A 13,401-nucleotide genomic window follows, 5' to 3' on the forward strand; every position below is an offset into this window, starting at 1 on the left:
AGGTCATGTCCCAGCGGCGGTCGGTCAGCGTCTGCTCGAGCAGGTTCTTGAGCGAATCCGTGATCGGATAGGCTGCCTTGAACTTCTCGTGGATCAGACGCTTGTAGCTCTCGACGTGACGGGCCTCGTCCATCACCTGCGTCGCAGCATAGAACTTCGCGTTCATGTCCGGCACGGTGTTGACGATCTTGGCGGTGGCGATCAGGGCGCCCTGCTCACCGTGCATGAACTGGCAGATGGAATGGCACTGCAGGTTGAAACGCAGCCAGTCCTTCTCCTTGTCGGTCATCTTGTCCCAGAAGGGCGAGCCGTAGATCGGGATCGTCTCGTCGGCCATGCCCATCGGGTTGCCTTCGAACAGCTCCTGGGACCAGTCGATACGGGTGCTGGTGTCCCACTGCTGCTGCTTGCCCTTCTCGTAAAGGTTCAGCAGGTCGGCGGACCCATCCTCGTATTCCCAGTTGAAGGCGATCTCGGTCGCGCCATCGAACTTCCAGTTCGTGATCTCGACCGGCAGCTGATAAATTTTTTGCGTCGTCATCGGCTCTTGCCTCCTGGCGCTGAACCTTGTCCCATCCCTATGGAGCGCCTGAACAATGACGCTCCGCTCATTTTTCTCGGCGGACGCTAGCACAGTCTGCTAGGAGAGTCCGCCCGGAAATCGGGTATCTGAAGACGAGTTTTTTTGATGTCCTACAATCAACTGCGCATCGCCAAGATCATCCAGGAGACGCCGGACGCGCGCTCCTTCGTCCTCGATATCCCGCCCCAACTGGCCGAAAAGTACCGCTACCGCGCCGGCCAGTTCCTGACCTTCCGCGTCCCCCACGCCGACGGCGCCTTCAACCGCTGCTACTCCCTGTCCAGCGCCCCCGAGACCGATGCGTTGCCGAAGGTGACGATCAAGCGGGTCGCCGGCGGCAAGGGCTCCAACTGGTTCCACGACGGGGTGACGGAAGGCGGCACGCTGGACGTCCTGCCGCCGGCCGGCCGCTTCGTGCTGGGCGAGGGCGATGCCCCGCTCCTGCTGTTCGGCGGCGGCAGCGGCATCACGCCCATGATGTCGCTGATCAAGAGCGCCCTGAAGAAGGGCAAGCGGCAGATCAGGCTGTTCTATGCCAACCGAGACAGGCAATCCGTGATCTTCGACGCCGAGTTCGCGGCGCTGCTCGCGGCCCATCCCGGCCGGCTGGAGGTGATCCATCACCTCGATGCGACGCAGGGCATCATCAAGCCCGAGGAGATCGTGGCGGCGATGAAGGGCTTCGAGGCAGGCGACGTCTATCTCTGCGGCCCCGGCCCGTTCATGAAGCTGGTCGAGGAGACGCTGTTCGAGCACGGCATGCCGCACGACAAGGTGCGCATCGAGCGGTTCGAGGCCTCGGGCAACGACGCGGTGCCGGTCGAGCCCAGCGAGGAAGGCGACGTGATCCCGAGCGAGATCACGATCCATTTCGAGGGCAAGGTGCACAAGGTGCCCTACGCGAAGGGCCAGACGATCCTGGAGGCGGCGCGCGCCGGCGGCCTCAACCCGCTCTCTTCCTGCGAAGAAGGATTCTGTGCCTCCTGCGCGGCCAAGCGCATCAAGGGCAAGGTCATCCTGGCCAAGAACGACATCTATACGACCGAGGATCTCGCCAACGACTGGATCCTGACCTGCCAGGGCCACTGTTTCGGGGCCGAGGTCGAGATCACCTACGACGTGGTGTAGCGATCAGCGCCCGGCCCCTCGCCCAGGCGACCATCCTGACCCTGGTCGCCGGCATCGCCGACGCGGTGGGCTACGTCACCATGGGCGGCGTGTTCGCCGCCAACATGACCGGCAACACGGTGCTGGCCGGCATCGACATCGCCAAGGGCAATCATCTCGGCGCGTGGAACCATCTCACGCCGCTGGTCGCCTTCTTCCCCGGCGCCATGCTGGCCCGCGCGATGGTGCGCCTGTTCAAGGGACCCGTGGCCGGCATCCTGCTCGAAGCGGCGCTGCTCGCGGCCGTCGGCTTCCTTCCCGTCGGCAAAGAAAATGCGGTGATGATCGTCGCCTTCGCGATGGGACTGCAGGCCTCGACGATCACCAGCTTCGCCGGCCATTCGGTCAGCACCGTCGTCGTGACGAGCACCCTGGCCCGGACCGCCGACGCCGCCGTCGACCGGCTATGGCGCGGTGCGGCGATATCCCCGCCCTCGGCCCTCAATACCGGTCTTCTGGCCCTGACCTGGACGGGCTATCTGGTGGGCGCGGTGATCGGCGGGCTGCTGCTGCCCGCTCTCGCCTGGCCGCTGCTCGTGCCCGCTGCGCTGCTGGTCCTGATGCTGCCGCTGCTCTGAGCGCGTCTAAGCCGTCGCGATCGCCTTCTCGACGAACATCTTCCTGTCGAACTCCTCGGCCACCTTGCCGTCGTTGGCGAGAACCTCGGCGACATCGATCTTGGCGTAGTCCATCACACCCATATCGGCGAAGGCCTTCTGCACCCTGGGGCCCCACAGGCCGATGTCCTTCACCGTCGGCACGATGCGGCTGAACAGGCGGCCGCGGAAGGACTGCATCTGCTTGGAATTGTAGTGGATGTCGTCGAGCACCTTGGCCGGCAGGCCGAGCCGTTCCCAGACCTCGGACTGGTTGAAGCGGTCGCGCATGAAATAGAGCGCGTCGACCACGAACTCCTCGCGCTCGTCGCGCTCCGCATCCGACAGATGCGGATAGTGTTCACGCAGCGCCAGCCGGCCGAAGGAGACGTGGCGCGCCTCGTCCTGCATCACATAGGCATTCACGGCGCCAGCCAGCGTATTGCCGGCCTTGTCGCGGATCGACTGGAAGGCGGCGAGCGCCAGACCCTCGATCAGCACCTGCATGCCGAGATAGGTCATGTCCCAGCGGCGGTCGGTCAGCGTCTGCTCGAGCAGCGTCTGCAGCGCCTTGTTGATCGGATAGGCGACCTTGAACTTGTCGTGCAGCAGCCGCTTGTAGGCCTCGACGTGACGCGCCTCGTCCATCACCTGCGTGGCGCCGTAGAACTTGGCGTTCATGTCGGGAACGGTGCCGACGATCTTGGCGCTGGCGATCAGGGCGCCCTGCTCGCCATGCATGAACTGCGAGATCGAGTTGGCCTGGAGATGGAGCCTGAGCCAGCTCCGCTCCTTCTCCGTCATCTTGTTCCAGTGATCGGTGCCGTAGATCGAGATCGCCTCGTCCTTCAGCTCCATCGGATTGTCGGGATTGAGCTCCAGCGACCAGTCCAGCCGCGTGCTGGCATCCCACTGCTGCTGCTTGCCCTTCTCGTAGAGCTCGAGCAACGGCGCCGAGCCGTCGTCGTATTCCCAGTTGAACAGGAGGTCGGTCGCGCCATCGAACGTCCATTGCGTCACGTCGACGGGCAGGGCGTAGATCCGTTGCGTGGTCATGGCATCACCCTCCCAGGGTGGTTCTGGCTTTTGCTTGCGTGAAAGATGACGCCCCGTTCATCTATTGGCAAGTCCCCACACGACCTATGGCTGAAGGCGGTAGCCCCCCCGGTCGGTCACCAGGATCGAGGCGCTGGCCGGGTCCTTCTCGATCTTCTGGCGCAGCCGGTAGATATGGGTCTCCAGGGTGTGGGTCGTGACACCCGCGTTGTAGCCCCATACCTCGTTCAGCAGGACGTCCCGGCCCACCGGCCGGTCGCCGGCGCGAAACAGGTACTTCAGGATCGAGGCTTCCTTGTCGGTCAGGCGGACTTTCTTCTTTCCGCCCTTCTCCATCAGCAGCTTGCCCGCGGGATGGAATTCGTAGGGGCCGATCGACATGACGGCATCCTCGCTGCGCTCGTGCTGGCGCAGATGGGCGCGCAGGCGCGCGAGCAGGACGTTGATGCGAAACGGCTTGGTCACATAGTCGTTGGCGCCGGATTCCAGGCCAAGGATCGTGTCGGCGTCGCTGTCGGCGGCGGTCAGCATGATGATCGGGGCGCGCACCCCCTCGCGGCGCATCAGCTTGCACAGCTCGCGCCCGTCCATGTCGGGCAGGCCGATGTCGAGCAGGATGGCGTCGTAATGGGCGAGCTTGGCCTTCTCCAGCCCTTCGGCCGCGGTGCCGACCTGGATGGTGGTAAAACCATCGTAGAGATCGAGCTGCTCTGCGAGCACCGTGCGCAACGCCTGGTCGTCATCGACCAACAGGATTTTCTTGCCACGATTGTTCACGGACATGCGTTCGCTACCTGTCAGCCATCTCAAAATCTATTCTATCCGGTACGATCTGGGCACAAAAGTGGTTCACTTCGGCGAAATCCCGTGGCGTGATACCTTAAGAGTCATGAATTCCAATCCAGCCCACTCCCGCAGCGCGTCTGCAGTTGCCGCCGTCGAACGCGCCATGGCGGAGCTCCGTCGTGGAGGCATCGTCGTGCTGCGCGACGCGGAGGGCGCCGGCGGCCTCGTCATCGCCGCCGAATCCTGCGGTCCGCGTGCGCTGCAGCGTTTGCAGGGCCTCGCCCAGAGCGCCCCGGTGCTGGTCACCACGCGGCGCCGCGCCGAGGCGATCGGCATGGACATCCCCCCGCACATCGCGGGCGGCATGGGCGAGACCAACATGCCGATCACCATCGACCTGCCGGAGGGCGTCCCGGTCGACGTCATCCTGCGGCCACACGAGAGCGACAAGACCGGCCGTCACGTGGCCCTTCGCCATCTGTCCCGGCCGGTGGCCAGCCATGCCCCTGGCATCGCGCAGGCGTCGATCGAACTCGCCAAGCTCTCGCGCCTCCTGCCGGCGGTCGTCCTGGGACCGCTGACCCGCGATCCGGGCAACAAGCGGCGCGACTGGGCCCGCGAACAGGATCTCGTCTATGTCGACGCGGCCGACGTGTCGGCCTACGAGGAGACAGCTTCGCGGACGCTGCAACAGGTCGCGCAGGCGCATGTGCCGCTCGAGGGCGCCGAGAACGCCCGCATCCTGGCCTGGCGCCCCAGCGACGGCGGCAAGGAGCATCTCGCCATCGTCGTCGGCGAGATCGATCCGACCGAGCCCGTCCTGATCCGCCTCCATTCGGAATGCTTCACCGGCGACCTGCTGGGCTCGCTGCGCTGCGATTGCGGCGTGCAGCTGCGCAGCGCCATTGCGGAGATCGCGAGGCAGGGATCGGGGGTGCTGCTCTATCTCGCGCAGGAAGGCCGCGGCATCGGCCTCGTCAACAAGCTGCGCGCCTATGAGCTGCAGGACGACGGGTTCGACACGATCGACGCCAACGAGCAGCTCGGCTTCGACGCCGACGAACGCATCTATGCGCCGGCCGCCACCATGCTGTCGCGCATGGGCATCCAGCGCGTGCGGCTCATGACCAACAATCCGGAGAAGATCGCCCAGCTCGAGCGCTACGGCATCGAGGTCACGGCGAGGGTCCCGCATTCCTTCCCGTCCAACGGGCACAACGAGAACTATCTTCGCACCAAGGCGGAGCGAGCAGGCCACCTGCTCTAATAACGACGACTGGAGAGGAAACATGACCAAGATGCGTCGCCGCGTTTTCGCGGCCGGTAGTGCTGCGTTCGCGTTCTCGCCGTATATCGTGTCTGCCCAGAAGAAGTACGACACCGGCGCCACCGACAAGGAGATCAAGCTCGGGCACACCAATCCATACAGCGGACCGCTCTCGGCCTACGGCACCATCGGCAAGGCGATCGAAGCCTACTGGAAGATGGTGAACGACAAGGGCGGCATCAACGGCCGCAAGATCAACTTCATCACCTACGACGACGGCTTCGTGCCGCCCAAGACCGTCGAGATGGTCCGCAAGCTGGTCGAGGACGACAAGGTCTTCGCGATCTTCCAGCTGCTCGGCACGCCGACCAACACGGTCGTACAGAAGTATCTGAACCAGAAGAAGGTGCCGCAGCTCTTCGTGGCAACCGGCGCCTCGAAGTGGGGCATGCCCAAGGAGTTCCCGTGGACCATGGGGTGGCAGCCCGACTATCACACCGAGGCGGCGATCTACGCCAAGCACGTCCTGGCCAAGCACAAGGACAATCTCAAGGACCTGCGCATCGGCATAATCTACCAGAATGACGATTCCGGTAAGGATTACAGCGGCGGGTTCCTGGCGGGCCTCGGCAAGGAGAACGAAAAGTACGTTACCGCCAAGGTGAGCTACGAGGTCACCGACCCCACCGTCGACAGCCAGATCATCCAGATCAAGAGCTCCGGCGCCAACGTCTTCTTCAACGACTGCGCGCCCAAGGCCGCGGCGCAGGCCATCCGCAAGGTGGCCGACCTCGGCTGGAAGCCCGACCATTATCTCGCCAACGTCTCGGCCTCCGTGGCCGCGGTGCTGAAGCCGGCTGGCTTCGACAACAGCAAGGGCATCATCACCGCGTCCTATCTCAAGGACGCCACCGACACGCAGTGGGTCAACGACGCGGACTACAAGGAATGGGACGCGTGGATGAAGAAGTACCTGCCCGATGCCAATCCCGCCGATTCGGGCAACGTCTACGCCTATGCCGTCTCCTCCACGATGCGGCACTGCCTCGAGGCCTGCGGCGACAACCTGACACGCGAGAACCTGATGAAGCAGGCCGCCAGCATGAAGAAGCTGGTCGTGCCGATGCTGCTGCCCGGCATCACGATCAACACCAGTCCGACGGACTTCTATCCCATCCAGTCGGTTCGCCTCTCCGCCTTCGACGGCGAGACGTGGAAGCTGTTCGGCGACGTGCTGAGCAACGAAGGCGCCTAGAACCGTGACAGGCCGCCCCACCGCAGGCGCTTCGCGGTGGACTGGCATGGCGGATGCTTCGTGCGGTTTCAGACCGACCGGAGCCGCACCTGCCGATGCCCATCAAACTGACCCGCCGCCGCACTCTTCTCGCCGCGGCGGGCGCTTCCGCCCTGGCGGCAGCGACCTACGGATCGGCCCATACGGCTTCCAGAACCACCCCGAGCCCGCGCCGGTTGGCAGCGGGCTTTCCCGATGGCTTTAGCTGGGGCACGGCGACCTCGGCCTATCAGGTCGAGGGCGCCGCCTACGCGGACGGCCGCGGCCCGTCGATCTGGGACACCTTCACCCGGGAGCCGGGACGGATTCGCGACGGCTCGACCGGCGATGTCAGCGTCGACCACTATCATCGCTACAAGGAAGACGTGGCATTGATGAAGGCGATGGGGACCCGCACCTATCGCTTCTCGATCGCCTGGCCGCGCGTCTTCCCCGAGGGACGAGGCGCCGCCAACCCCAAGGGCCTCGATTTCTACGACCGGCTGGTCGATGAACTTCTCGCCGCCGGCATCGAACCCTACGCGACGCTCTATCACTGGGACCTGCCGCAGGCTCTGCAGGATCGCGGCGGCTGGGAAGCACGCGACACCGCCCAGGCCTTCGGGGACTACGCGGCCCACGTCGCGGGCCGCCTCACCGATCGCGTCCGCCACGTGTTCACGATCAACGAGATGCAGACCTTCATCGAGCAGGGCCACGAGACCGGGAACTTCGCCCCGGGCCTCAAGCTGCCGCGCGGACGATTGAACCAGGTCCGTCACCACGCGGTGCTGGCGCATGGGCTGGCCGTGCAGGCGGTGCGCGCCAGCGGCTGCCTCGGCACGAAGGTGGGCCCCGCCGAAAACATCGCCACGGCGCTGCCGGCCGTCGAGACGATCGAGAACATCAAGGCGGCGGAGCTGGCGACGCGCGAGCTGAACGCACCCTACCTCACGGTGATGATGGAGGGCCGCTACACCGACGCCTGGCTCGCAAAGGCTGGTCGCGACGCGCCACGCTTCACCGACGGAGAACTGAAGATCATCTCCAGCAAGGTCGATTTCGTCGGCCTGAACGTGTACGCGCCGAGCCAGTATGTGCTGGCGAGCGAGGCGGCACCGGGCTTCACCCCGGTGCCTTTCCCGTCCTCGCACCCGCACATGGCCTCGTCCTGGCTCCTGCTGGGACCGGAAGCGCTGTACTGGGCGCCGCGTCACGCCGCCCGGCTCTGGCCGGTGAAGGACATCTTCATCACTGAGAACGGTGCGTCGGCGGCGGACGAGCCGACGCTGGACGGTGCGGTCCATGACGTCGACCGCGTGATGTACCTGCGAAACTGCCTGATGCACCTGCAGCGCGCGACGGCAGAGGGCATTCCGGTCCGCGGCTACTTCCTGTGGAGCCTGCTCGACAATTTCGAATGGGCCGATGGTTACGCGACGCGGTTCGGTCTCGTGCATGTCGACTATGCCACGCAGAAGCGGACACCCAAGCTCAGCGCCGCCTTCTATCGCGAAGTCATTTCGCGCAACGCGTTGGCATGAGTGGACAGCAAATCGCAGGCCATAAAACAGGTTTGGTCGCGATGACCCGGAAATAGGATTCGTTTCTGCTTTGCCGTCGAAACTTGGAAACGGTTTTCGCGCATGTAAGCATCGCTACCTAATATAAGAATTCCTGACGTGCCCGCTGTGCCAAGATGGGCAACGCTGTGAACGGCGAGAGGGGGAATGAAATGAAGCTGCCCGTAGCGACGCTGGACCACGTGGTCATCAATGCCCGCGACGACATGGACCACGCGGCCGATGTCTATACGCGCCTGGGCTTTTCGCTCACCGAACGTGGCTATCATTCGCTGGGTTCGATGAACCATCTCGCGATGTTTGGCACCGACTATCTCGAGCTGATCGCCATTCCGAAGGATGCCAGTTCGGGACGCCTGGACCTGCTCACCTTCCCGTTCGGCCTCAACGGCCTCGTCTTCGGTGCGGAGGACTCGGCCATCACCTATGAGGCGCTCAGCAAGGCGGGCGTTCCGGTCGACCCGCCCGTCGAGTTCACGCGCCCTGTGAAGGTCGGTGCCGAGATGCGGGACGCGCGCTTCCGCACGGTGCGCATGAAGGCCGGCGTCGTACCGTACGGGCGCGTCTATTATTGTCATCACTTCACCCGCGACGTCGTATGGCGCGACGAGTGGCGCCATCATGCCAACGGCACGGTCGCCATCGTGCGCTTCCTGATCGTCGAGCCGGATCCCGCGGCGGCCTCGAAGCTCTACGCCGGCATGTTCGGCCCGGAAGCCGTGCGCGACATCAAGGGCGGCAAGTCCGTCGTGGTCGGCAATTCAAGGGTCGATATCGTGACCGAGGACGAGCTTAAGGCACAGTTCGGCGATGCCGCGCCGGATGCGGAGGGCCGCAAGGCCTATATGGCCGGCCTCACGTTTCGCACGCTGTCCGTCGCCAAGGCGGCACGTGCCTTGCAGGCCGGCAAAATCGAAGGGGTCGTCGAGGCGCCGGGCCGCGTGATCGTGCCGGCAAGCCAGGCGTTGAACGCGGTGTTGGAGTTCATCGAATAGGATCGGGCCGTCGTCAGGGCCGCTGGGGAGCGGCCGAGAAGGGACACAATGGAATACTACGATTGCTTCGCCGCAAGCTATGCCAACGCGCGCGCGAAGTTCCTGAAGGCTGCGACCGCGGCCCACGGTGAGGTGCGGTCGTTCCTGCACCCGGCGAAGAAGGCGCCGGACGGAGGGCCGCTGGCGATCGACGTCGCCTGCTTCGGCGACCGCAAGGCGCCGCGCCAGGGACTGTTCCTGAGCGGCACGCATGGCCAGGAGGGCTTTTCCGGCTCGGCCGTGCAGATCGGTTGGCTGAACTCGGGCGGTCCGGCGCGGTTGCCAACCGGTGTCGGCGTGGTGCTGGTGCACGGCCTCAATCCCTACGGCTTCGCGCACTTCACGCGCACGACCGAGAACAATGTCGACCTCAACCGCAACTTCATCGACCGCGATGCAGGACCGGCGCCGGCCAATCCGCATTACGAGACGCTTCATGCCGAGTTGCTGATCCGTGAATGGACCGACGCCGAGAACGATCGGGTCGCCGGCGTGCTCGACCGCTTTGCCGCGAGCAAGGGCCGCGACGTATTGTTCGACACCCTGGCGCGCGGCCAGTACGTCCACCCCGACGGGTTGATGTTCGGCGGCAAGGACCGCGAATGGTCCAACCGCACGCTCGAAACCATCGTCGCCGAAACCCTGGCCGGTGCCGAGCGCGTGGCCTTCATCGACTGGCACACCGGTATCGGCGAGTACGGCAAGCCGTTCTTCCTCTGCTTCAACAATCCCGCGGGCCCGCTGTTCGCCCGTGCCTGCGCGTGGTGGGGCAAGGACAATGTCGACGGCGTGCGGCCTCACGGCATGGAGCGGCCCAACTACACCGGCCTCGTCTTCCACGGCGTGCAGCGCTTCCTCGGCAATCGCGAGATGTGCGGCGCGGTGATCGAGTTCGGCACGCGCGGCGTCAACATGCGCCGCGTCCTGCGGCTGGACCAGTGGCTGCGCCGCCAGCACGGGCTCGACCCCGACGTGCGCGCCACCCTGCAGGCCGACATGATGGACGCCTTCTGCCCGTTCGACGGCCAGTGGCGCAAGGACACGCTCGACTACGGGCTGAAGCTCACCGACCAGGCACTCTCGGGGCTCTCTTCATGGTGACGATCAAGTACGACAACCAGGGCGATGCGATTTCGCGCGACGTACCGGCCGACAGCGTGGCGCTGATCGACGCTGGCGGCAATGGGACCGAACGCACCTATACCTACGCCGACATTGTCCGCCTCAGCGGCGCGGTGGCGCGCGGACTCCTGAAGCGCGGCCTGCAGCGCGGCGACAGGGTCGCGATCCTCTCGGCCAATCGCGCCGAGTTCCTGCTGACCTTCCTCGGCACGATGCAGGCGGGCCTGGTCTCCGTTCCGGTGAACTACAAGCTGCCGGCCGAGACGGTTGCCTATGTCGTGGGCGACTGCGATGCCAAGCTGGTGATCGGCGACGATGCGCGGCTGCCACTGGCGCCCGACGACGTGCCGAAACTCTCCTTCGACAGGGACTTCGAGAGCCTGCTGGACGAAGGCCCGTTCACGCCGTTGCCGATGAAGCCGGAGGAGCCGGCGATGTTCCTCTACACGTCGGGATCGACGGGCCGGCCCAAGGGCGTGGTGCTGTCGCACTACTCCCATCTCTGGGCGATCAGCCAGAGGATGCGCCGGCCGGCGCCGATCGGCCAGCGCGCCCTCGTGGCCGCGCCGCTCTATCACATGAACGGGCTGGCCATGTGCCAGACCACCTTCTCGCACGGCGACACCGTGGTGCTGCTGCCGCAGTTCACGACCCGCGGCTACATCGAGGCGGCCGCCAGGCATCGCGTCGCGTTCCTGACGTCGGTGCCGACCATGATCGCGATGATGCTGCGCGAACGCGAGCTGCTGGCGAACAACGACCTTTCGGCGGTCGAAGCGGTCCGCATGGGTTCCGCGCCGATCACCCAGTCGCTGATCGACCAGGTGCGAGAGGTGTTCCCCAAGGCCGCCATCAGCAACGGCTACGGCACGACCGAGGCCGGTCCCGTCGTGTTCGGCCCGCATCCCGAGGGACTGCCCCAGCCTGAACTCTCGACCGGCTATCCGCATCCGGCCGTACAGCTTCGCCTCGTGCGCGATGGCAGGGAAGTGCAGGACGAAGGCGCGCTCGAGATGAAGTGCGGCGCGCTGATGACGCACTATCACAAGCTGCCCGCCAAGACCGCCGAGGTCATGACGCCGGACGGCTATTACCGGACCAGCGACGTCTTCCGGCGCGACGAGAACGGCTTCTTCTATTTCGTGGGCCGGGTCGACGACATGTTCGTCTGTGGCGGCGAGAACATCTATCCCGGCGAGGTCGAGAAGATGCTCGAGCGGCATCCCGGCATCCACCAGGCTGCAGTGATTCCCGTTCCCGACGAGCTCAAGGGCCACAAGCCGATCGCCTTCGTCGTCCGGGCGGCGGGCGCCGACCTCGACGAGCAGGCGGTGAAGACCTACGCGCTGGCCAATGCGCCGGCCTACCAGCATCCGCGACGCGTGCTGTTCGTCGACGAGATGCCGCTCGCTGGCACCAACAAGATCGACAAGCGCGTGCTCGCCAAGCAAATCCCAACTGGAGAAGTATAAAAATGAAAGCTGCCGTCGTCCGTGAACATGGTGGACCGGACCGCCTCGTCTTCGAAACCAACTTCCCCGACCCGACGCCGGGCGAAGGCGACGTCATCGTCGCGGTGAAGGCCTCTTCGCTGAACTATCACGACGTCTTCACCCGCCGCGGCATGCCCGGCATCAAGGTGCCGATGCCCGCGATCATGGGCCTCGACGTAGCGGGCGAGATCGCCGAGGTCGGCCCGGGCGTCACCGGCTGGAAGAAGGGCGATCGTGTCCTGGTCGATCCGATCAACCGGGTCGAAGGCGGCCTGATGGGCGAGACGGTGCATGGCGGCCTGGCCGAACTCTGCAAGGCGCGCGCCCACCAGCTGGTCAGGATTCCCGACGGCGTGAGCTATGCCGATGCCGCGGCCCTTCCCGTCGCCTACGGCACGGCGCTGCGCATGATGGTCACCAACGGCCATGTCGCGAAGGGTGAGAAGGTGCTGATCCTCGGCGCCTCGGGCGGCGTGGGCGTGTGCTGCCTGCAGCTCGCCAAGCTGGCCGGCTGCGAGGTCATCGCCTGCGCCGGCACCGACGCCAAGGCCCAGCGCCTGGCCGAGCTAGGTGCCGACAAGACGATCAACTACGTCGAGAAGGATTTCATGAAGGAAGCCTGGGCGATGTACGGCAAGCCGACGCGCCGCGGCTCGCTCAGCCATCAGGGCATCGATGTCGTCGTGAACTATACCGGCGGCGACACCTGGGTGCCGTCGTTGAAGACGCTGAAGGTCGGCGGACGCTTGCTGACCTGCGGCGCCACCGCCGGATATGCCCCGACCGAGGACATCCGCTTCATCTGGACCTTCGAACTCAAGATCCTGGGTTCCAACGGCTGGATGCGCACTGACATCGAGAAGCTGCTCGAGCTGGTGCAGAGCGGCAAGCTCAAGGTGCTGGTCGACAAGGTCTTCCCGCTCGCCGAGGCGCGCGAGGCGCTGCGCGTGATCGAGGACCGCGAAGTGTTCGGCAAGATCGTGGTGGCGCCATGAGCGAGAAGCTCCAGCCGCTGACTCCGGAGGAGATGCAGGCGCAGCTCGACCGCTCGCCCTTCATCGCCTTTCTCGGCCTGAAGGTGATCGCGGCCGATCCTGCGAAGGAGGAGGTCACCATGAGCTGCGCCATGCGGCCGGAATTCGAGCGCGGCGCCGGCACGGGCCAGTGGCACGGCGGACCGCTCGCGGCGATCATCGACACGGTCGGCGACTATGCACTGATCATGGCGCTGCGCCGTCCCCTGCCGACCATCAACTTCCGCGTCGACTATCTCCGGCCCGCGATCAAGACATCGCTCGTCACGACGGCGCGCGTGCGCCGCGCCGGCAAGAGCGTCGGCGTCGTCGATGTCGACGTGTTCAACGAACAGAAGGCTCTCCTCGCCGTGGGCCGTGCGACCTACTCGACGCTGCAGACCTAGACCACACGGTATGAAGTTTGC

Annotated in this window: 13 protein-coding genes; 10 read left to right on the plus strand and 3 right to left on the minus strand. The window is 65.3% G+C overall.

Features of this window, described 5'->3' with window-relative positions; genetic code table 11:
* On the minus strand, nucleotides 1-541 hold a 541-nt coding region (locus Q0Q48_RS20930), incomplete at its 3' end, for a ferritin-like domain-containing protein (RefSeq protein WP_295142060.1).
* Nucleotides 542-688: 147 nt separating this feature from the next.
* Here Q0Q48_RS20930 and Q0Q48_RS20935 point away from each other — a divergent pair.
* On the plus strand, nucleotides 689-1,711 hold the full coding sequence (locus Q0Q48_RS20935) for a ferredoxin--NADP reductase (protein ID WP_295142064.1): 1,023 nt from the start codon (nucleotides 689-691) through the stop codon (nucleotides 1,709-1,711).
* Between the two features lie 35 nt (nucleotides 1,712-1,746).
* Nucleotides 1,747-2,328 carry a YoaK family protein gene (locus Q0Q48_RS20940; RefSeq protein WP_295142468.1) on the plus strand — a complete coding sequence of 194 codons (582 nt, stop codon included), beginning with the start codon at nucleotides 1,747-1,749 and terminating at the stop codon, nucleotides 2,326-2,328.
* A 6-nt stretch (nucleotides 2,329-2,334) separates the two neighbouring features.
* On the opposite strand, the gene Q0Q48_RS20945 is transcribed toward Q0Q48_RS20940, so the two are convergent.
* The gene (locus tag Q0Q48_RS20945; RefSeq protein ID WP_295142066.1) at nucleotides 2,335-3,402 is read right to left on the minus strand and encodes a ferritin-like domain-containing protein; all 1,068 of its coding nucleotides are present in this window, start codon (nucleotides 3,400-3,402) and stop codon (nucleotides 2,335-2,337) included.
* Nucleotides 3,403-3,486: 84 nt separating this feature from the next.
* Entirely contained in the window at nucleotides 3,487-4,185 is a 699-nt protein-coding gene (locus Q0Q48_RS20950) for a response regulator transcription factor (protein ID WP_295142069.1), read from the minus strand.
* A gap of 106 nt (nucleotides 4,186-4,291) precedes the next feature.
* Between Q0Q48_RS20950 and ribA the strand changes: the two genes are divergently transcribed.
* The 8 genes from ribA to Q0Q48_RS20990 all read left to right on the plus strand — a co-directional run bounded on the left by ribA (nucleotide 4,292) and on the right by Q0Q48_RS20990 (nucleotide 13,380).
* A complete protein-coding gene (gene ribA / locus Q0Q48_RS20955; RefSeq protein WP_295142073.1) occupies nucleotides 4,292-5,455 on the plus strand; it encodes a GTP cyclohydrolase II in 1,164 nt (387 codons plus the stop codon).
* 22 nt (nucleotides 5,456-5,477) lie between these two features.
* The gene (locus Q0Q48_RS20960) at nucleotides 5,478-6,710 is read left to right on the plus strand and encodes an ABC transporter substrate-binding protein (protein WP_295142077.1); all 1,233 of its coding nucleotides are present in this window, start codon (nucleotides 5,478-5,480) and stop codon (nucleotides 6,708-6,710) included.
* Between the two features lie 95 nt (nucleotides 6,711-6,805).
* Nucleotides 6,806-8,272, plus strand: coding sequence for a GH1 family beta-glucosidase (locus tag Q0Q48_RS20965; RefSeq protein ID WP_295142079.1), 1,467 nt, complete (start codon nucleotides 6,806-6,808; stop codon nucleotides 8,270-8,272).
* A 191-nt stretch (nucleotides 8,273-8,463) separates the two neighbouring features.
* The gene (locus Q0Q48_RS20970; RefSeq protein ID WP_295142081.1) at nucleotides 8,464-9,306 is read left to right on the plus strand and encodes a VOC family protein; all 843 of its coding nucleotides are present in this window, start codon (nucleotides 8,464-8,466) and stop codon (nucleotides 9,304-9,306) included.
* 48 nt (nucleotides 9,307-9,354) lie between these two features.
* Nucleotides 9,355-10,446 carry a M14 family metallopeptidase gene (locus Q0Q48_RS20975; protein WP_295142084.1) on the plus strand — a complete coding sequence of 364 codons (1,092 nt, stop codon included), beginning with the start codon at nucleotides 9,355-9,357 and terminating at the stop codon, nucleotides 10,444-10,446.
* Nucleotides 10,440-11,939, plus strand: coding sequence for a class I adenylate-forming enzyme family protein (locus tag Q0Q48_RS20980; protein WP_295142087.1), 1,500 nt, complete (start codon nucleotides 10,440-10,442; stop codon nucleotides 11,937-11,939). Before Q0Q48_RS20975 ends, Q0Q48_RS20980 begins: the two co-directional genes overlap by 7 nt.
* 2 nt (nucleotides 11,940-11,941) lie before the next feature.
* A complete protein-coding gene (locus tag Q0Q48_RS20985) occupies nucleotides 11,942-12,955 on the plus strand; it encodes a zinc-binding dehydrogenase (protein WP_295142092.1) in 1,014 nt (337 codons plus the stop codon).
* Nucleotides 12,952-13,380, plus strand: coding sequence for a PaaI family thioesterase (locus Q0Q48_RS20990; RefSeq protein WP_295142095.1), 429 nt, complete (start codon nucleotides 12,952-12,954; stop codon nucleotides 13,378-13,380). The genes Q0Q48_RS20985 and Q0Q48_RS20990 overlap by 4 nt, the downstream gene beginning before the upstream one ends.
* Nucleotides 13,381-13,401 lie beyond the last annotated feature (21 nt).

It is taken from the genome of uncultured Reyranella sp. (assembly GCF_945957355.1).
Taxonomy (GTDB): domain Bacteria; phylum Pseudomonadota; class Alphaproteobacteria; order Reyranellales; family Reyranellaceae; genus Reyranella.